18 protein-coding genes are annotated in these 19,306 nt (G+C 68.0%); 6 read left to right on the plus strand and 12 right to left on the minus strand.

Annotation, left to right across the window (positions count from 1 at the left end):
- Window positions 1-141 precede the first annotated feature (141 nt).
- Window positions 142-1,152, plus strand: a complete 1,011-nt coding sequence (gene ilvC / locus B9A95_RS24175; RefSeq protein ID WP_084049601.1) for a ketol-acid reductoisomerase — start codon at window positions 142-144, stop codon at window positions 1,150-1,152.
- 387 nt (window positions 1,153-1,539) lie between these two features.
- Here ilvC and B9A95_RS24180 read toward each other — a convergent pair whose 3' ends face one another.
- Window positions 1,540-1,890: a DUF3969 family protein gene (locus B9A95_RS24180; RefSeq protein WP_084049602.1), complete on the minus strand. Its 351-nt coding sequence runs from the start codon at window positions 1,888-1,890 to the stop codon at window positions 1,540-1,542.
- A 238-nt stretch (window positions 1,891-2,128) separates the two neighbouring features.
- Here B9A95_RS24180 and B9A95_RS24185 point away from each other — a divergent pair, with 238 nt between their 5' ends.
- The 3 genes from B9A95_RS24185 (at window position 2,129) to B9A95_RS24195 (ending at window position 7,273) form a co-directional block, all read left to right on the plus strand.
- The gene (locus B9A95_RS24185) at window positions 2,129-3,712 is read left to right on the plus strand and encodes a 2-isopropylmalate synthase (protein ID WP_084049603.1); all 1,584 of its coding nucleotides are present in this window, start codon (window positions 2,129-2,131) and stop codon (window positions 3,710-3,712) included.
- 91 nt (window positions 3,713-3,803) lie between these two features.
- Window positions 3,804-4,097 (plus strand): antibiotic biosynthesis monooxygenase family protein, encoded by a 294-nt coding sequence (locus B9A95_RS24190; protein ID WP_084050946.1) that lies wholly within the window; start codon window positions 3,804-3,806, stop codon window positions 4,095-4,097.
- 56 nt (window positions 4,098-4,153) lie between these two features.
- Complete coding sequence (locus tag B9A95_RS24195; RefSeq protein ID WP_084049604.1) at window positions 4,154-7,273, plus strand: PAS domain-containing sensor histidine kinase; 3,120 nt, start codon at window positions 4,154-4,156, stop codon at window positions 7,271-7,273.
- 16 nt (window positions 7,274-7,289) lie between these two features.
- On the opposite strand, the gene B9A95_RS24200 is transcribed toward B9A95_RS24195, so the two are convergent.
- Window positions 7,290-8,171, minus strand: coding sequence for an EamA family transporter (locus B9A95_RS24200; protein WP_084049605.1), 882 nt, complete (start codon window positions 8,169-8,171; stop codon window positions 7,290-7,292).
- 574 nt (window positions 8,172-8,745) lie between these two features.
- On the opposite strand from B9A95_RS24200, the gene B9A95_RS34120 reads away from it, so the two are divergent.
- Complete coding sequence (locus B9A95_RS34120; protein ID WP_170928764.1) at window positions 8,746-9,252, plus strand: sulfocyanin-like copper-binding protein; 507 nt, start codon at window positions 8,746-8,748, stop codon at window positions 9,250-9,252.
- Between the two features lie 59 nt (window positions 9,253-9,311).
- On the opposite strand, the gene glgP is transcribed toward B9A95_RS34120, so the two are convergent.
- Together glgP and B9A95_RS24215 are read right to left on the minus strand one after the other, a co-directional pair.
- A complete protein-coding gene (glgP, locus tag B9A95_RS24210) occupies window positions 9,312-11,840 on the minus strand; it encodes an alpha-glucan family phosphorylase (RefSeq protein ID WP_084049606.1) in 2,529 nt (842 codons plus the stop codon).
- Between the two features lie 341 nt (window positions 11,841-12,181).
- The gene (locus B9A95_RS24215; protein ID WP_084049607.1) at window positions 12,182-12,595 is read right to left on the minus strand and encodes a DUF1622 domain-containing protein; all 414 of its coding nucleotides are present in this window, start codon (window positions 12,593-12,595) and stop codon (window positions 12,182-12,184) included.
- Between the two features lie 86 nt (window positions 12,596-12,681).
- Here B9A95_RS24215 and B9A95_RS24220 point away from each other — a divergent pair, with 86 nt between their 5' ends.
- Window positions 12,682-13,161: a hypothetical protein gene (locus B9A95_RS24220; RefSeq protein WP_084049608.1), complete on the plus strand. Its 480-nt coding sequence runs from the start codon at window positions 12,682-12,684 to the stop codon at window positions 13,159-13,161.
- Window positions 13,162-13,331: 170 nt separating this feature from the next.
- Here the strand turns inward: B9A95_RS24220 and B9A95_RS24225 are convergent, their stop codons facing one another.
- The 8 genes from B9A95_RS24225 to B9A95_RS24250 form a co-directional block, all read right to left on the minus strand.
- Entirely contained in the window at window positions 13,332-14,288 is a 957-nt protein-coding gene (locus B9A95_RS24225; RefSeq protein ID WP_084049609.1) for a hypothetical protein, read from the minus strand.
- Window positions 14,285-14,731 (minus strand): hypothetical protein, encoded by a 447-nt coding sequence (locus B9A95_RS24230; protein ID WP_084049610.1) that lies wholly within the window; start codon window positions 14,729-14,731, stop codon window positions 14,285-14,287. The genes B9A95_RS24225 and B9A95_RS24230 overlap by 4 nt, the downstream gene beginning before the upstream one ends.
- Window positions 14,732-14,761: 30 nt before the next feature.
- Complete coding sequence (locus B9A95_RS24235; RefSeq protein WP_084049611.1) at window positions 14,762-15,049, minus strand: YiaA/YiaB family inner membrane protein; 288 nt, start codon at window positions 15,047-15,049, stop codon at window positions 14,762-14,764.
- Between the two features lie 121 nt (window positions 15,050-15,170).
- On the minus strand, window positions 15,171-15,416 hold the full coding sequence (locus tag B9A95_RS35690; RefSeq protein ID WP_342744625.1) for a magnesium chelatase subunit ChlI family protein: 246 nt from the start codon (window positions 15,414-15,416) through the stop codon (window positions 15,171-15,173).
- Window positions 15,307-15,789, minus strand: coding sequence for an ATP-binding protein (locus B9A95_RS35695; protein WP_342744609.1), 483 nt, complete (start codon window positions 15,787-15,789; stop codon window positions 15,307-15,309). Before B9A95_RS35695 ends, B9A95_RS35690 begins: the two co-directional genes overlap by 110 nt.
- Window positions 15,686-15,940: a hypothetical protein gene (locus B9A95_RS35700; protein ID WP_245808466.1), complete on the minus strand. Its 255-nt coding sequence runs from the start codon at window positions 15,938-15,940 to the stop codon at window positions 15,686-15,688. The genes B9A95_RS35695 and B9A95_RS35700 overlap by 104 nt, the downstream gene beginning before the upstream one ends.
- Window positions 15,941-16,835: 895 nt before the next feature.
- On the minus strand, window positions 16,836-17,165 hold the full coding sequence (gene tatA, locus B9A95_RS24245) for a twin-arginine translocase TatA/TatE family subunit (RefSeq protein ID WP_084049612.1): 330 nt from the start codon (window positions 17,163-17,165) through the stop codon (window positions 16,836-16,838).
- A 150-nt stretch (window positions 17,166-17,315) separates the two neighbouring features.
- Window positions 17,316-19,241 carry a protein kinase domain-containing protein gene (locus B9A95_RS24250; protein WP_084049613.1) on the minus strand — a complete coding sequence of 642 codons (1,926 nt, stop codon included), beginning with the start codon at window positions 19,239-19,241 and terminating at the stop codon, window positions 17,316-17,318.
- Window positions 19,242-19,306 lie beyond the last annotated feature (65 nt).

Consider the following 19,306-nt stretch of genomic DNA (forward strand, 5'->3'; position numbering starts at 1 on the left):
GAGGGCGCGGGTTTGTTCCCGCTCTTCCCAGGCTCCCCTGGGGCTGGCGAAACGACGAATCAGCGTTTGCTGTCTTTTCGGCCCTCTGTCCCGCCTAGCCCACATTCCCACTTCACCCGCCCTTTATAGGAGAATCCCCCAATGGCTGCAAAAATGTATTACGACCGCGACATCGCCCTCGACCCCATCGAGAACAAGCTGATCGCCATCATCGGCTACGGCTCTCAGGCGCACGCCCACGCGCAAAACCTGCGCGACAGCGGCCTGAACGTGGTGGTGGGCCTGCGCGAGGGGTCCAGCAGCCGCCAGAAGGCCGAGCAGGCGGGTCTGCGCGTCACCTCCATCGAGGACGCGACGAAGGAAGCCGATGTGGTGATGCTCCTGATCCCCGACGAGACGCAGCCGAAGGTGTACGCGCAGAGCATTGAGCCGTACCTCACCCAAGGCAAGGCGCTCGCGTTCGGGCACGGCTTCAACGTCCACTTCGGACGCATCAGGCCCCCGGCGAACGTCGACGTGTTCCTCGTCGCGCCCAAGGGTCCCGGGCACATGCTGCGCCGCGTCTATACGGACGGAGCGGGGATGCCCGGCATCTTCGCCGTGCAGCAAGACGCCAGCGGACAGGCGCGTGACGTCGCCCTGGCCTACGCGCGGGGCATCGGCTGTGCGCGGGCGGGCGTGCTGGAAACGACCTTTAAGGAAGAGACGGAAACGGACCTCTTCGGAGAGCAGTCCGTCCTTTGCGGCGGCGTGACGCACCTGATCCAGGCGGGCTTCGAGACGCTGGTGGAGGCAGGCTATCAACCCGAGATCGCCTACTTCGAGACGCTGCACGAGGTCAAGCTGATCGTGGACCTGATCTACGAGAAGGGCTTTGAGGGTATGCGCCACTCCATTTCCAACACCGCCGAGTTCGGCGACTACGTGACCGGGCCGCGCGTGATCACAGGCGAGACGAAGGCCACCATGAAGGACGTGCTGACCGACATTCAGGAGGGCCGCTTCGCCCAGCGCTTCATTGAGGACGCGGAGAGCGGCTTCCCCTACATGAACGAGCAGCGCGGCAAGATGCGCGGGCACCAGCTCGAAACCGTAGGCAAGGAACTGCGCGACATGATGCCGTTTATCAGCAAGAAGGCGCTCGAGGTTTAAGGCGCAGCCAGCTTTCAGCGGTCAGCTTCTCTGAGGAGCTGGCCGCTTTACCATCCCCCACGTCGGAACCGTTTCTGGGCCAGCGCGCCGCCCCCGCCTGGGTGGGGGGCGCAAGCGTGGAAGAAGGGCCAGCCCTGCGTGCCGGACCTGACGGGCATGGGCGCGCGCAGGGTGGAGGAACCGCGCGGCGCGGCGAATGAAAACGCACGGGGCTGCTGCAGAAGTCCGGCGTTACCCGCATAAGGATTCGGGTTCATCCGTGATGAGATCACGGATGAACCCGGGCGGACGCGCAACGCTGCGCCGCAGAGGGGCAGGAAAAACGGTGACGCACAGGCGTGGAATCACCGGAACGGAGCCGGGGGACAGAACGGATGATAAACCGTATCAGAACGTCTTGATCCACACGTGCTTGCCGGGATAGGGCCGGACCTTGAGCAGCGACAGGGCCGTCATCTCCATGCGGCCCAGGCTCTGGAGCAGCGTTTCGCGGCCCATGAACTGAAGCGTGTCGTCGAGGTGAAACCCCTCACGCAGGAGGTCCAGCACCTGCAGCCCCACGCCCTCGGCGCGCAGGCGGGCGTGGATGTCAGGCTTGAACAGGATGGCTTCAGCCTCATCGGGAATGATAAATCCCTCACGCATGGCCCGGACGAGGCTGACAATCTGCACGAGGACGTAGCGCTCCAGCGTCGTCGGGCCGTCGTGGTGCAGTTCAAAGACGAATTCCTGGTGCATCTCCTCCACTATTGCAAATGGCGGGAGGATTCTCTCGGCATTTGCTCTCCCTTTTCAGGTGTGTAGACGACTGCCCTCCCCTGGCCCTGCCTGCCCCTTACCATGCCCACATGACCGCATTCGGCCTGCTTCTTCTTCTCGTTCCTCCGGTGGAGTGAGCGGCCAGGAAGCAGCGCCCAGCCCCCCGGAGGAACACCCTCCGGGGCTTTTTCTTTCCCTTTCCCCTCAGGAGACGATCATGACCCAGCCCACCAGCACTGACCCGCGCCGCATCCACATTTTCGATACCACCCTGCGCGACGGCGAGCAATCGCCCGGTGTGGCCCTGAACCACGCGCAGAAGCTGGAAATCGCGCACCAGCTGGCCCGACTGGGTGTGGACGTCATTGAGGCGGGGTTTCCGATCACTTCTGACGGCGACTTCGAGTGCGTCTCGCGCATCTCCCGTGAAGTCCGTGGCCCTGTGATCTGCGGGCTTGCCCGCACGGCGCGGGCGGACATCGAGCGGGCGGCGAAGGCGCTGGAGGCCGCCGCCCGCTCGCGCATCCACGTCTTCACGTCCGCGAGCAAGGTGCAGATCGAGCACATGCTGCGCAAGACGCCCGAGCAGGTCATTGAATCCAGCGTGCAGGCGGTGCGGCTGGCCCGCCAGTACACCGATGACGTGGAATTCAGCGGGCAGGACGTGATGCGCGCCGACTTCGACTTTGTGATCCGGCTGTACCGGGAGGCCATTGAGGCGGGCGCGACGGTCATCAACATTCCCGACACGGTGGGCTACGGTACGCCGCAGGAGTACGGGGCGCTGATCGCCCGGGTGCGGGACGAGATTGTGCAGGGCCGCAACGTCGCCATCTCCACCCACTGCCACGACGACTTGGGCATGGCAACGGCAAACTCGCTCGCGGCCGTGGAAAACGGAGCCACCCAGATCGAATGTACGGTCAACGGGATCGGTGAGCGGGCGGGCAACACCTCGCTGGAAGAGGTGGTCATGGCGATCCACACCCGCCGCGACCACTACCAGGCCCAGACGGGGATCAACACCCGCGAGATCAACCGCGTTTCCAGGATGGTTTCGCGCCTGACGGGCATGCCGGTGCAGCCCAACAAGGCCATCGTGGGCGAGAACGCCTTCGCGCACGAGAGCGGGATTCACCAAGACGGCGTGCTGAAGCACAAGGAAACCTACGAGATCATGAATGCCGAGCTGGTGGGCCGCGAGGCCGCCGTGATGGTGATGGGCAAGCACAGCGGACGGGCGGCCTTCCGCAAGGCGCTCTCCGACCTGGGCTACGTGACCGACGGGCAGAACGACTTTGGCCTGAACGACGAGGCCATCAACGTGCTGTTTACCCGCTTCAAGGAACTGGCCGACCGCAAGGGCCAGATTTACGCCGACGACCTGCGCGCGCTCGTGGAGGCCGGGGCCGAGATCGCCCAGACCTTCCACCTGGGCAGCCTGCAGGTGCTGAGCGGCACCCACGTCACCCCCACGGCGACCGTGCGCCTGGAAACGCCGGACGGCCTGCGCGAAGCCGCCTCGACGGGAGACGGCCCGGTGGCCGCCGCCATGAACGCCATCTCGCAAGCCACCGGCATCACGCCCGAGCTGGAGACCTACCGCCTTCAGAGCGTGACGCGCGGCAACGAGGCGTTGGGCGAGGTCAGCGCGGGTGTGCGCTACGGCGGCATGACAATCATGGGCATCGGCCTAGCGACCGACGTGGTGGAGGCCAGCGCGCGCGCCTGGCTGCACGCAATCAACCAGATCGTGGCGGGGGCGGGCAAGAGCCGTATCGAGACGGAAACGACGGTGTAGGGCAGAGGGCGAAAGGCCGAAGCGCAGGGGGGCGGAAAGCCGGGCTATGCATGGCCCGGCTTCTTTTTGCGAGGTGGGCGAGGCTGAGCGCATGATTCTGGAAATTGCCATGCTCAACGTCCGTTCCGGGCAGACCACCGACTTCGAGGCGGCCTTCGCGCAGGCGCAGCGCATCATCTCGTCGATGCCGGGGTACGTGCGGCACGAGTTGCAAAAGTGTCTGGAAGACAGCCACAAGTACGCGCTGCTGGTGTGGTGGGAGACGCTGGAGGCGCACACCATGGGCTTTCGGCGGAGTGCCCAGTACGGGGAGTGGCGCTCACTGCTGCACCACTTCTACGATCCCTTTCCGACGGTGGAACATTTCGTGCCGGTGCTGGCGTAGGCACGTTGCAGGCAGGTGGGCGCACATCCATGTGAAGGAGTGGTTAACATGGCCCTGTGTCGTCGCCTGGCCTGCCGCCCTTCCAGGAGCGCCTCTGGCGTTCCCTGCTGGACGCACTGCCGCATCCTGCCTGGGTGGCGGAACCGGGGCGGGGCATCACGCTGGTCAATGCACGGCTGGAGGCGCTGACCGGACGCAGCGGCAAAGCGTTGCTGGGCAACGGGCTGACCGCGGCGGTCCATAAGCAGGACCGCGAATGGCTTGCCGCGCCACCCGCAGGGTCACCCGGAACCGTCACAGTGCGCCTGACCGACGGCGAGGGCACCTGGCACACGCTTGGCGTCAACCTTCAGCCGCTGTCGGTGGAGGCCGGAGGGCAGGCGTGGTTGGGACAGGCCCTCCCCCTGCCAGCCGTGCCCAACCTCGCGCAGGCGGAGGCCGCCCTCTTCCGGCAACTGGCGGAGGCCAATCCCATCGGCGTGGTGGTGGGGCGGCCCGACGGCTCCCTGCCCTACGCGAACGACGCCTACCTGCGGCTGATCGGGGCGAGCCGCGCCGACTTCGGGGCCGGGCGGGTGAACTGGCAGGCCCTGACGCCGCCTGAGTGGCGCAGCGCCGACGAGCGGGCGGTGGCACAGGCGCTGGAGCGGGGGCACAGCGGGCCCTACGAGAAGGAGTACCTCCTGGCCGGAGGCGTACGCAGGCCCGTCTTAATCGGCCTGGCGCGCCTACAACCGGGGAGCGACGAGGTGGTGGCCTACGTGCTGGACATGACGGGTCGCCGGGCCACCGAGAGCCACTGGCGCGACCTGCACACCGATCTGGAAGCGCGGGTGGCCGAACGAACGGCCCAGCTGACGGCCGAGCGCGAACGGGCCGAGGTGCTGGCGGGTCTGGGCGACGCGCTGCAACGCGCGGCTTCGCCCGAAGACGTGGCGGCGCTGGCGCTGGACCGCCTGGGGCCGGCCTTACGCGCCAGCAGCATGCTGATCGTGCGGCTGCGCGGCGACGCCGTGGAGGTGCTCACCTTCTGGGGCGACCTGCCCGAGGTGATCTTGAACTTCATGACCCGTCCGGGCCTGACCCTGGCCGAGACCCCCGTCCTGCAGCATGTCGCCCGGACACGCTCGGCCCTGTACCTCGGCGATTACCACGGGGTGCCGACGGCCGTGGCGACCTTTCCGCACCTGGCCTGCGCCGCCGAGCCGATCCTGACGCCAAGCCGCACGTTGCTGGGCTTCGCGGTGGCGTGGCGGCCGCCGGGAGCCCCCTGGAACGGCGGGCAGCGCGACCTGATGCGCCGCGCAGCCTCAACCCTGAGCCTCGCGTTGGAGCGCGCCCAGGCCGCGGAGGAACTGCAGGCACAGACGCTGGCGCTCGACGCCTTTGCCGCCTACACCGAGCTCGTCGGCAGCGAGACGGACGTGCCCACACTGGCTGGCAAAGCGCTGGAACTGCTGTGCTTGCGTTTTCCCGGCAGCAGCGGCGCGTATCACGAACCCGCCGCCGCGCTGTGGAGGGCGCGTGCCTGGACCCCGAACCTCTCGCCCGAGGAGGTGGCGCAGCTGCGGTTGGGCCTGCCGGAGGGGCATCCCCTCATCGCGGCGGCGCTGGGCAACGGCGAAACCACCTTCCTGAAGCACGGGTCGGAAGGGAGCCGGGAGGAGGCGGGTGTTCTCGGGAACCACCGAACGACGGCCCCAAACGGCGGGCCGGTCAGCGTGTCGGGCAGCGCGCCCCTCCTGCTGGGCGGCGGGCCCGTCGGCATCCTGACGCTGCAGCGGCACGACACCGCGGAATGGAGCGTGCGCGACCGGGCGCTGTTCCGGGCGGTGGGCCGCGGCCTGAACCTCGCGCTGGAACGGGCCCAGGTGGCGCGGCAGCTCGCGGCACAGAACGCGGAACTCGCCGCCCGGACGCGGGCTCTGGAAGGCTTTGCCGAACTCTCACGTGACCTGACGCTGGAACGGGATCCGCTGCGGCTGATCGAGCGGGCGCAGGACATTATCCTGTCGCTGCTGCCGGACGGCGTGAGCACCTATTTCGAGCCGGGAGACGCGCTGTGGCAGCTGCGGGCCTGGCGGGGCGACTTCGGCTCCCCGGACCTGCTGGACGCGCTGAGGTCCGGGCAACCGCGCGACCGCAGCGAGACGCTCGACTGGCCTTACGCCGCCCGCACGCCCCTGTACCGGAACCGCCACGCACCAGGCTTCGGTGAAAAAACAGGGGACCCGCTGGACGAGATCGGGGCCATGGCGGCGCTGCCCGTGGTGGTGGAGGGCGAGGTGCGGGGCGTGCTGACGGTGGGGCTGCACCGCGCCCGAGTGTGGACGATGGCGGACCGCGAACTGCTGGAAACGGCGGTGCGCGCCCTGAGCATGGCCCTGGAACGTGCGGGCGCGGTGCAGGCGCTGGAGGCCGAACGCGCGGCGCTGGCCCGGCGCACCGAGGCCCTGCTGCGCTCGAACCGCGACCTGGAGCAGTTTGCCTACGTCGCTTCCCACGACCTGCAAGAGCCGCTGCGGACCATCGCCTCGTACACCGAGCTGCTCGAAAAGCGCTACCGGGGTCAGCTTGATGCGCGGGCCGAGACGTACATCACCACCATCGTGGACGGGGCCAAACGCATGAAGGATCTGGTGCAGGACCTGCTCAGCTTCTCGCGGGTGCGTTCGGGCGAGCAGCGGCTCTCACGGGTGGATCTGCAGGACCTGACAGGCGATGTGGTGCAGACCCTGGAAGCCTCCCTGACGGCGCTGGAGGGCACGGTAACGTTCCAGAATCTGCCCACGGTGCGCGGGGACCGCAACCAGCTCGCGCAACTGCTGCAAAACCTCCTGGGCAACGCGCTGAAATTCTGCCGTTCCGGCGTACCCCCGCGCGTGGCGGTGATGGCCCGGCGAGACAACGGGGGCTGGCACCTCTCGGTCCGCGACAACGGCATCGGCATCGAGGAACGTTACTTCGAGCGCATCTTCCGCGTCTTTCACCGCCTGCACGGACAGGACGAGTACGGCGGCACGGGCATGGGCCTGTCCATCTGCCAGCAGGTGGTGGAGCGCCATGGCGGGCACATCTGGGTGGAGTCGGTCCCGGGTGAGGGCAGCACCTTTCACTTCACCCTGCCCCTTCAGGAGGGACCCGGGCCGGGCCCCCAAGAGCAGGGACCCGGCTGACGCCGGAGGAGCCGGCTCAGTTCGCCGGCTCGCCCTCCGTTACCGGGCGCTGACCGCCCAGGCTGATGCCCGCACTCGCCGCGATCACGCATCCCATCGCCACGACCTGCAGGGGGGTGAGGCGCTCGCGCAGGAACAGCAGGCCGCTCAGGGCCGCGAGGGCCGGTTCCAGGCTCATCAGCACGCCGAAGACGCGGGCGGGGAGCGCACGCAGGGCCGCCATTTCCAGGCTGTAGGGCAGGGCGCTGGAAAAGACCGCCACCAGCAGGCCTGCCAGCAGTGAGGAGGGCGCGAGCATCTTCTCCCCCGCCTGCACGAGGCCGAAGGGCAGGGTCACGGCGGCGGCGACGGTCACGCCCGCCACCACGCCCGTTACGCCCGGCACCCGCCTCGCCACCGCTCCGCCCGCCAGGATGTACAGCGCCCACAGCGCTCCGGCTGTCAGCGCCAGCACCGCGCCGAGCGGGTCGAGGTGCGTGCCCCCCTGGTGCGGCGTGATGAGCACGATGCCCAGCGCCGCGAGTCCCACCCACAGCAGGTCCTGCACGCGGCGAGAAAGGACCAGCGACAGCACCAGCGGCCCCACGAATTCCAGCGTGACGGCCAGCCCCAGCGGCAGCCGCGTCAACGACAGGTAGAAGGTCAGGTTCATGATGCCCAGCGCCGCACCATAGGGGAGCACCGCGCGCCAGGCTTCGCGGCTCAGCGACTGCAGAGACGGACGGAAAATCAGGTGCAGCAGTGCGGCAGCCAGCGTGACGCGCACGGCTGTGGTCCCCGCTGCCCCCAGGGTGGGAAACAGCGTCTTGGCAAAGGCCGCACCGCCCTGAATGCTGAGCATCGACAGCAGCAGGCCCGGAATGGGCGGCAGGGATGGAAGGCGGCGCACGGGGGGCATTATGCCGCCCAGCCTTCAAGACAGGCGGGCGGCAGGTCAGCCCCCAGGGCAGGCGAAAGGTTTCGTGCGCCCTGGGCACGACACCGAGAACCTCCATCGCCGCATCCAGATTTACCGGGCCGTAGACATGGGGAAAGTAGACGTGGGGAAAGCGGGCGCTGCCCTCCCCGCTTTCCCCATACCGCACCTCCGCCTGGAGCGCGCCAGGATCAATGACGGGCATCGCCAGGCCCAGCTCTCCGACAAAGTGGGCGACGGCGAGCGGCCCTGGTCTACGCTGGGCCGGGAGCAGTGGATATGGCCGTCCCGCTCCAAGCTGGCATGCACGTATTGCCCCCTGCGCCTGGCACGGTCCCGGGCTCCGCGGGAAGTGAACGATCATGGCCCCCGGGTACGGGCGGCGCTGCGAAACCGGGGGAAAAAGACATGCCGCCGTCCTCTTCGGGCATTCCATCACCAAAACGAGGCTGCTACGGTGCGGGCAGGACGTTTTCGGCTACACAACCCGGGTGGCCTTTCCCCAATTCGCTTCGTGGCGCGCAAGACGTGCCATGCCCTTTGCCAGGAGAACTCCATGAAACGATTCATGCTCGCCGCTGTCCTGATCACCTCCGCCACCCCCGCCCTGGCCCAGGGGTCCTCGACAGAGCAAATGTCGCAGGCCCCCACCATCACGGCGAACGCCGCTTCCAAGACCGTGAAGGTGGGTTTCGTGGCGGGGCACGGGACGCACAACAACGGCCTGAACTACAACGGTGACGCCAAGGGCGAGAAAACCCTCACCGTGCCCTTGGGCTGGACCGTGGAGGTCAGCCTGAGCAACGCGGGCAAGATGCCCCACGACTTCGCGGTGGTGGCCGGAACTGCCCTCCCCGCCAATCCCTTCACGGCGCGGCTGGCCTTTCCAAATGCGGCGACGACGGTGACGGCCCCGGGCACCTCGGCGGCCGCCCCCGCCACCTTTGTCGCCAACCGACCTGGCACGTACTTCATCCTGTGCCGGGTCGGCAAGCACGCGCAAAACGGCATGTACCTCAAGTTGAACGTGGTCAACGGGGTGAAGACGGCCACCTACCAGTAAGCCGCCACCAGGAGAGGACCGCCCGGTACCGGGCGGTCCTCTCCTGTTCTCCCGCCTGCTTACGCCCAGCGAATCAAGCCCGCCTCCAGGTCATTGCTCAGCCCCTCAATCACCGGCAGCATCCGCACGCCCACGGAGTACAGGCCGCTGCCGTCCAGGGGCACCTGGGCGCTGTACTGGCCCTCGCCCTGGGCGGTGAGGGGCACCCGGGTGATGTCGTCGCCGCGCTTGAGGACCGCCTCCACGCGCAACTCCTCCGGCTTGATGCCCGCGGGGTTCACGGTGGCGCGCACCTCCACCTTCTGCCCCGGCCTGGCGGTGGAGGGCAGGTTGGCAGACGCCGTGAGGGTGGTGTGCGGCCACTGCTGGCGCACCCAGGATTTCCACCCGGCAATCTCGCGCGCCCGCTGGGCCCCATTGGCGCTGATCGCCGCGCCGCGCCTGGTCAGGGGCAGGTAGTACCCACGCACATAGTCGATGACCTGGCGCTGCATGGAAAAGCGCGGGCTCACCGTCTCGATGGTGAGGCGCACGGTCTGCCGCCAGCCGCCCCGGCCCTCGGCGTCAGGCTGCGGGGGCGCGTAGTACAGGGGCACGATCTGGGTTTCGAGCGTCTGGTACAGGCTGTAGGCGTCGGCGTCGTCCTGCACGTTCAGATCGGCGTACTCGCGCTCCTCGCCAATGGGCCAGCCGTTGGTACCGTCATACCCCTCGCGCCACCAGCCGTCGAGCACCGAGAAGTTGGGTGAGCCGTTGAAGCTGGCCTTCATGCCGCTGGTGCCCGACGCTTCCAATGGACGGCGCGGGTTGTTCAGCCAGATGTCCACGCCCTGCACGAGGTGGCGGGCCACGTTCATGTCGTAGTTTTCGAGGATGACGATCTTGCCCCGGAACTCGGGTTCCTGGGAGACGCGGTAGATTTCCTGGATAAACGACTTACCGGGGTTGTCGGCAGGGTGCGCCTTGCCCGCAAACACGAACTGCACCGGCCGCTGCGGATCGTTGACAATGCGGCTGAGGCGGGCCTTGTCGCGGAAGAGCAGCGTCGCACGCTTGTAGGTGGCGAAGCGCCGGGCAAAGCCGATGGTCAGCGCGTTCTCGGACAGCACCTCGCCCAGGGCAGCGAGTTCCGCGGCGGTGGCCCCGTTGCGGGTGAGCTGCTCGCGCAGGCGGCCCCGCACAAACGAGATCATCTCGCGCTTCATGTTGAGCTGTACGTCGGCAAGTTGGGCGTCGCTGAGTTCCTCCACGCCCTTCCACATTTCCCCGTCTTCCAGCCGCTCGGTCCAGTCGGTGGGCAGGACGGTGGACAGCAGATCCCGCATCGCCTGCGAGGTGAAGGTGAGGTTGTGCGCTCCGTTCGTCACGTGGCCGATGGGCACCTCGCGCGCCTCGGCGCCCTCGTACAGGAACTTCCACATGTCGCGCGACACCTCGCCGTGCAGTTCGGACACGCCGTTCGCCATGCGGCTCATGCGCAGCGCGAACACCGTCATGGAAAAGGTGGGCACCCAGTGGCCGTCCCAGAGCTGGTCATGGCGGGCCAGCCCATACAGTTCCTCGCGGGAGGCGTTGAGCAGCCCCGGCCACTTGCCCAGGTAGCGGTCCATCAGCTCGTAGGAAAAGGCGTCGTTGCCCGCCGGAACGGGCGTATGGGTGGTAAAGAGGCTGCTGCTCGCCACGGCCTCGGACGCGGTGCGGAAGTCCAGGCCCGTCTCTACCGCCTCGCGTACCCGCTCCAGCCCCAGGAACGCGGCGTGGCCCTCGTTCATGTGGTAGACCTGCGCGGGCACGTCGAGCGCCCGCAGCGCGCGGACGCCGCCCACGCCCAGCAGCACGTACTGCTGAATGCGCAGTTCCTGGTTGCCGCCGTACAGCCGCGCGGTGAGTCTGCGGTCCTCCTCGCTGTTCTCGGGCACGTTGGCGTCGAGCAGCAACACGCGGATACGGCCCACCGTGAGACTCCAAACGCGCAGGTGAACGTCGCGCTCCCCGATCCGCACCTTTACGCGCGCCTCCTCGCCTGCCGGAGTCAGCGCGGGCTTGATGGGCAGGGTGGTCAGGTCCAGCTCGTCGTAGGCTTCCTCCTGCCAGCCTTCCTTGTTGAACAGCTGCCGGAAGTAGCCCTGGTGAAACAGCATTCCGACGGCGGTGAAGGGCAGCCCAAGGTCCGAGGCGCTCTTGCAGTGGTCGCCCGCCAGGACGCCCAGGCCGCCACTGTAGATGGGCAGCGATTCGTGGAAGGCGTACTCCATCGAGAAGTAGGCGACGGGAGCCAGCTCAGCGGCGTTCTTGCTGATCCAGGTGTCCTTCTTGCCCATGTAGGCGTCGAAGTCGGCCATGACGCCGCGGTAGCGGTCCAGGTAATCGGCGTCCGCAGCTGCTGCCTCCAGCCTCTGTTGCGGCACTTCCAGCAGCAGGCGCACGGGGTTGTGCTGGAAGCGCTCCCAATTTGACGGGTCCAGCTCCTGGTACAGGGCCTGTGCGCGCGGGGTCCAGGACCAGTAGAGGTTGTAGGCGAGTTCCGACAGCCGAGCGATGGCGTCCGGCAGTTGGGGCAGGACGGTGACTTGACCGATGATGTTCATACCCGATGAGATTAACCGAATTCACGTTGAAAGGTCTTTTAAGGCTAGAAGGGGGCTGGGGTGGGCGGAGACTGCGGGGAGGTCTCCTCGGCCTTCCCTTCGGGATGTACCCGTCGCTCCGCGGGGCCCTCTTCCCTGCAGCGCGCTACACGTCTGCTGCGCCGCCGTGCCGGCCCACGGGGAAGAGGGGCAAAAGACCCGAAACGCCCTTTCGTACCGTTTCCGGACCATCCGTTCCTTCCGCTCCGCTTTGGGGATTGCATGCCTCTGCGTCACCGTTTTTCCTGCCCGCTCCGCTCGGCTTCATCAGTGATTTCATCACTGATGAGGCCGAATCCTTGTCACTCTGACCGGTCCAGATGGGCCGTAATTTTCGCATCGGCCCGCTGCCCCTCGGCTTCCCGGACTTCGCGCTGGAGGAAGAAGTTCAGCGCCGTGCGGATGCCCGCGATGGCGAACAGCTTGAGGATGTCGTCCCAGTTGGGCGCGACGGCGGTACGGAGGATGTCGGCCGCGAGCAGGAATTCCAACACCACCGACAGCCAGCGGCCCAGGCGCAGGCGAATGGCTTCCTTAAGCGTCTCCGGCGTGCCGCGCTGCCCGAAAAAGAGGGCCAGGGACCGCCACAGCGCTTCCACCACGGCGACGCCCACAATAATTCCGGCAGCCGCCTCCACACCCGTGGCGAGGTACCGGGTGAGCTCACCCACCAGCACCTCGAATTCACCGAACAGTCCCGCTGCCTGGCCTTCCATCCCTCTACCGTAGGCGACGGGCGCGGCCTGGGAAAGGGAGAGGGCGTTGAGCCTTTCTGCTTGGAGCGCCAGCTATCATCCGCTTCATGACCCCCTTCACCGGCCTTCCCGACGACGCCGACGCCCTGCTGCGCGCGGAAGGCGAGCGGCTGGCCCGGCGACTGGCGCAACTGCTGGGCGAGGGCGAGGCGGACGTGGCCCGCGCGCACCTGCTGGGGCTGAGCCTGGTCCACAACCTCGTTCACGCGCTGCTGCCCACTGTCGAGCAGGTCTCGCGCCACGCGGGGCAACCCCTGCGCGCGCAGCTTGTGGCAGACGAACGGGGCCGCGCGGTGGTCGAGACGGTCACGGCGGACGGAGAGCTCCACCGCCGCCTGCCCGTGGATGACCTGATGACGGAGGCGCTGTACGGGGGCGGAAGGCTGCACCCCACGGTGCTGGCCCACCTCGCGGCAGGGATGCAGGGCAGTGAACACGCGGCGACGCGGGCGCTGGCGGCGTGCCTGAAGAGTGCGCCGGTGCTCAATGCCCTGCGGCGGAATTTGACGGGGCTGCTGAAGAGGTGATGCGGTTTTCAAATTCTCCGTTACGTCCCCTGCGCTCTGGTCATTCCCCACCTTTCCATCACCGTTTTTCCTGCTCGCTCCGCCTGGGTCGACCCGTAAGTTCACCACAGAGGAACCGGAATTCTTATGCGGGGGAGTGGCCAGCGGTCAACCGCCAGTCGACGTCGCCGTCAGGGTGCGATGCCGAAGGGTTCTTGCAGACCAGCCTCGGCAGTCTCGCGGGTCACGGCCGGAGCGTAACTCAGCGCCAGCACGGCGCGGTAGGTTCTCAGCGCCAGTTCGCGTTCGCCCAATGCGTCGCGCACCTGCCCCAGCCGGGCGAGGACGAGGCCGGGCAGGCTGCGGGGCATGTCGTCCGTGAGCGCGTGCGCTGCCCGTTCCAGCAGCGCACGCGCGCCTTCCAGATTCCCGACGGCGAGGTAGACCCCCGCTTCCGCTGCGTCCAGTTCGGCCTTCGGCGTTACGCGGTCCCCCGCTTCGCGGTCCAGCGCATCCACGAGTGCGCCGGGGTCGTCTTCCTCGCGCAGTTGCCACGCGCGGTCTGCCAGGGCACGCAGGCGGGAAGTTTCGCCGGGCTGAAAGCCGGAGAGATCGGGGAGGCGAGCTGCGGGCAAGTGGATCAGCAGGTCCGGTAGGTCGTCGAGGGGGACGAGGACCACGCCTTCCGTTTGCTTCAGGACCGAGGCGAGGGCGCCGAGTCGCCGTTCCCGCCACCGGGTGCCTGGTCCCTCGTCCAAAGCGGTGCGGACGGCCTCGTGGTAGGTGCGCGCGGCTTCGAGCACCTCCGCCGACAGGGCGCGGGGCAGGGTGAGGGGGGCTGTCAACACCTGCGTGAATGTCCGCTCGGCCCCCGCCGCCGCCCGCAAGCGCTCGCGGCCCTGGGGGTACTGCCCCAGGAAAGAGACGAACTGCTCGTGATCCGCGTCGGCGTTCAGGTCCGGCAGGTTGAGCTCGCGCACGGTGATTCTGGCGGCGGGTAGGGCGTCGCGCAGCGGATGATCGGCGTCCGGACTGCTCGCCCACGTCACCTCCGAAGTCCCCAAAAAGCGCAGCGCCTCCACCACTGTTCCCGCGTTGAACTGGGGTTGAAGCCGCAGCAGATCGCCGAGATCAGGCATCAGGGTCATGCGCTCACCTCCGCGCTCCGTTCGCGCAGGATCTGTAAAAAAGTGGCGGGATCAGCGGGCGTCAGGAAATACGCGGCGCCGCCCGACTCCACCAGCACACCGCCTCTTGTCCGGCTGGCAGCGGCCCGCACGCGGCGCCTGTGGCCCGGGCCACAGGCGCGGTGCCCACCAGTGAACTGCCCAGCGCAAGCAGGGGGCAGTTGCGTTCCGAATGTCCGCACGCCCAGTCCCCCTTCTGTTTGCCCTGCCGGCGTCAGGGCGTCAGCCAGGCGGCGCGGAGCCACCACGAACACGGCCAGGAGCACCAGGGCGAGGGGCAACGTCGCCCACCCGCCTGGCCCCCCTTCCAGCAGCGCCGTACCCAGCAGCAACAGGGGCACAGCGAGCACCAAAAGGTGCAGGGCGAGCGGTGACTGGGCCGCCACCGGCACGGTCTGGGTCATGGGGGGAGTTTAGAGCATCCCCGCCGCCACTCAGTCCCCGTAGCGGGTCAGCACCTGCTCGGTACGGGCGTTGCGGACGCGGTTGATCATCCGCTCGTGTTCGTGGCGGTCGCGCAGCGTCTTGGAGAGGGTCAGCGTGCTGGCGGTCAGGAACACGGTACCCATACACAGGTAGCCCTTGATCCAGGCGTCCACCGGCAGGCAGTACACGCCCAGCAGCATCAGCGACAGGCTGAGGACAAAGGCGAGCCAGATGAAGCTGAGCCAGGCGGGCGAATCCGCGTGCAGATCGGGAGCAGCGTAGGACGGCGCGGTCATGGCAAACCTCCAGAAGCAGCGGGACTGGGCCAATGGCCCTGTGCAGATGGAACGGGGTGAGAAGAGCGTGTCGGAAGTGTACGCGGCGTCTCCCTGGTCTCCGTTCAACTTTGAACAGCGTTCAAAACCGTCCAGCAAGACCGACTGAATCAGCCAGACCGCAGGGCCGCCAGGTCACGGCCTCGGCCGGATGTGCTTCCCGGATGTCCGGGCAGCCTGCCAGATCGGCCCTGTTCCGGACCACGCGGAAGATGCGGTCAAGGCCCCACCCGGTCAGCCGAAGCTGCCGGGCAGCGGCGCGCAGAAACGCGTCGGGACCAGCGGCGAGGGGCGCATGCTTGCGCAGGGACCGGCCCGGTAGACCGATGTCGCGTGCGGCCTGTCAGGCGAGCATGGGTCACTCCCCTCGGTTGCGGGGCGCGGGAAAGTCCGCCTACCGTCAATCTGGGCGCGCGAACAATGAGGTCCAGACGGTTGAGCAGCGGGCCACGGAGCCTCGCCGCGCAGCGGGTGCGTTCGGCGTACGCGCAGATGCAGGGCTTTTCGGGGTCTTCGCGGTAGGCGCAGGGGCATTCGCGCGAGTCTTGACCGGCTCGGCCGATTTTGTCCACACCCTCTTCCCGCCCGTGTGGACAACTACTTCGCCAACTGGGCCCGCACTTCAGCACGTCGTTGCCGCCCTTTCTCGGTGATGACGTACATCCTCGGTACGCCCCACTGGTAGGTCGCAAAGCGTCCACTGACGAGGTAGCGGGCTTCACCGGAGGCGGTCTTGGGCTTAATGCCCTCGGGGAGAAGCGCCAGCCAGTCTTTGAGACGAATGGGGTCGTCTGGCATGACGGCGATCATTTGGTCGATGATCCTGATGTCGCCCTCCCGTTTCGATGCCATTACCGAAAGGTAAGCCTCCCCGAATGACAAGTGTGTCACTCACCTATTTCCGCTTGACCGCTCCGCTGTCCACAGCCTCTCTCCCTCCCGGTGGACAAGAAAGGCCCCACCTCCGTTTGCGTTTGCGCCGAGGGGTGGGCTTCTTTGCCTCTCCTGCCCCTGGGCGGCAGCGTGATCTCCTTTCCGAGGGCATGGCCCGGATCATGCGGAGTACGAGGAAGGCTGCCGGGACACCGAACCCTTGGGCAGCTTCCTTGCTGGGCCAGACCAGCCGGTAGATTCCCCCGCGCGTACACCCGGGTGCCGGAGGGAAGTCCGCCCCAGTCTTCCCTCAACATGTTGTCCACCACACCGAGGGATACGGCCGTTTGAACACGAAGCGGACGCGCAACAGGGCCGGCAGCAGGGCGTCCGTCCGCTTCGGATGCTTGCACCGCTTCTGACCGCTGAAGTGCCGCTTTGCCCAGGGTGGAGCCGACGAATGAGCGCACGGCGACCTGACCTGCGGTGGAGGCGGTATCTGCAGATACCGCCTCCATTTTTTCTCGTCTACGCGCTACTCGAATACCACAGGCGCAAGCCCTGGAGCATTTGTCAACGTGCGGACTTCTTTTTGACCGAGCCCGGCGAGCGAACTTGAATGACCGTTGGGGAGAATGGCGAGCCGTGAGGGGGGCCCTTCCACGCGCGGCGCCATTTGGACAAATGCGCCAAGGTGAGTCAAAGACGCGCCCGAAGGAAGCGGGAATAAGAAAACACGGGATGGCGACGGTGGACGTCTGAGCCGGCGCTTTTCCAACATAGGCCGGCAGCAGAGCAGCCCCGTGTCATTCCGCGCTGGGCGGAGAGACGAGGGCCGCCCCCGCACGTGGCAGGAGCGGCCCGGGAAGGTGGCTCAGCTCTGGAAAGAATCGCTGGACGGCGCCGTGGCCTGCGGCGTGACAGCGCGCGCGGGTACCGGCTGGGACGGGGTGTCCACGCCTTCCAAGACGGTCACGGGCGGCACCACGGCCTGGGCGAGGATGGTCTGCGGCGGCGTGTGCTGGGTGGATGTGGGCTCGCGCAGACCGATTTCCAGCTCCTCCTTGAGGCCCTGCGTGCTGCGGCGGAACTCGCGAATCCCGGCGCCGAGGCTCTTGCCGAGTTCGGGCAGTTTGCGTGGGCCGAACACCACGAGGGCGATGATGAGGATCACGATAATTTCTGGCGCACCGAGACTGGGCATGGGCGGACCTCCGTGGAGCGCGTGGTGGATGGGGTCAAGGCCCCGCTGGGATGGGCAGTGTGGCGGGGGAAGCGTGGGCCTCTTCCCTCCCCTCCAGTTTACGCCCGCCTCTCCAGGGCAAACGTCAGGGCGAGGTGAGAATCCCCGGCCTCAGCCAGATGCCGAGCGGTAGGCCCGCAGCGTGCCGTTCATAAAGGCGACGTACAGCGCTCCACCGGCGGCCAGGGGCGTCGCCTGCACGCCCTCGCGCTCCTGCCGCTGCCAGCGCACTGCGCCAGTTCCCACGTCCAGCAGCGCCAGTTCGCCCGTCTCCGAGGCGAGGAAGACCAGCCCCGCGCTCACCACCGGGCTGGCGGTTACGCGGCCCGAGAGGGTGTGCGTCCACAGGTCCTCGCCGTCACTGACCCGCAGGGCGCGGACCGTGCCGCCCCAGCCCGCGACAATCACGGCCTGACGCGTGATGGTAGGGGCGGCCCAGATCTCGTCCTCGATGTCGTAGGTCCACAGGGCGGGATCCGGGGTGACAAGTTGCGCCCGGCCTGAGGCAGCGGTGAGGCCCAGCGCGTGAACTTCGCCCGGCCAGGTGGGAATGATCAGGGTGGCCTCTCCAGGCGCGGTGGGCAGCAGCGCGGGCGTGGCGTGGACTGTACCCACCTCCACCTTCCACAGCGGCGCGCCGGTCCGGGCATCCAGCGCGTGCAGCCAGCCGTTCTCGTCGCACAGCAGTGCGGCCCCCGCCCACACGAGGGGCGAGGCGGCGAGCGGCCCGTGGGCGCGGTAGGCCCAGGCGAGGTCTCCGGTACTCAGCCGCAGCGCGTGCAGATGCCCGTCGCGGCTGGCCGCGAGGACGTGCTTGCCCCATACGGTGGGCGCACCCGTGAACTCGGCGCGGGCACGGTGCTGCCACAACTCCTGCCCATCCAAGCGGGTGTGGCGCAGGGTGCCGTCCCACGCGCCGTACAGAACATGCCCGCCCGTGAAGGTGGCGGGCGCCGTCACCTCGTCGCGGGCCGCGTACGTGGCGTAGGGCCGCCCGGAGGCGTGGGTCAGCACCAGCTGCCCGCCCCGGGTGCCCACCGCGATCAGGTCCCCCTCGCCCACCACGGCGGCGGGCCAGGTGACTTCGCCGGGCAGGGACACACTCCAGACTTCCTGAAGCCCCTCCGCGCGGGCGGGGCCGTCGGGGTGCTCGCCGGTGCGGGCACGGCCTCCCCGGTACTGCCCACGGGCGTGCTCGGCCCACACGCTGCGCCGCGCCAGGGCCCACAGGTGCGCCGCCGCCCCGCCGCTCTCCGGGCGGTCCTCAGGATTTTTCGCCAGCAGCGCGAGCAGCACCCGGGCCACAGCGTCGGGGACGGCGGGATTGCGGTCCCGTGGATCGGGCAGCGTCTCGTAGACGTGCTGAAAGAGCACGCTCTGATCGCTGTCGCCCACGAAGGGGGCCGAGCCGCACGCCACCCGGTACAGCACCGCGCCCAGCGCGTAGAGGTCGCTGCGCGGCCCCACGCCCACTCCGCGCGCCTGCTCTGGGGCCATGTAGGCGGGCGTGCCCAGCGTGACGCCGCTGCGGGTGAGATGGCGCGAATACTCGCTGAGGGCCACCAACCCGAAATCCATGATGCGCGGCAGGCCCGCATCGTCCAGGAGGATGTTCCCGGGCGTCAGGTCCCGGTGGATGATGCCCTGCGCGTGAACGAAGCCCAGCGCCCGGGACGCAAAGGCCGCCGCCGTCAGGAACTGCGCGAGCGGCCCCGGCGCGTCTTCCAGCGGCCCCAGGCCCGTGATCGGCCCACCCGTCAGCAGCGGCATGGTGAAAAAGGACCGCGCAAGGCCGCCCACCTCCACCTCACCCAGGTCCAGCACAGGCACCACGCCGGGGTGGGTCAGCCGGGCGAGGGTGCGCACCTCGCGCAGAAAGCGGGCGCGGTCCCCGTCCATCAGGTGCGCGTGCAGCACTTTGACGGCCACCTCGCGGTCCAGCAGCGTGTCGAGCGCGCGGTAGACCTTCGCGCTGCCGCCCTCACCGAGGAGGGCCTGCAGCACGTAACGGTCTTGAAGGGTGGAGCCGACCTCCATTAAGCAGGAGTGTAACGCGCGGGGGAGGCGGCTTTGCTCCAAGCCCGGAAACTCTCCGTGCGGCC

The sequence above is a fragment of the Deinococcus hopiensis KR-140 genome, from assembly GCF_900176165.1.
In the GTDB taxonomy this organism is placed as follows: domain Bacteria; phylum Deinococcota; class Deinococci; order Deinococcales; family Deinococcaceae; genus Deinococcus; species Deinococcus hopiensis.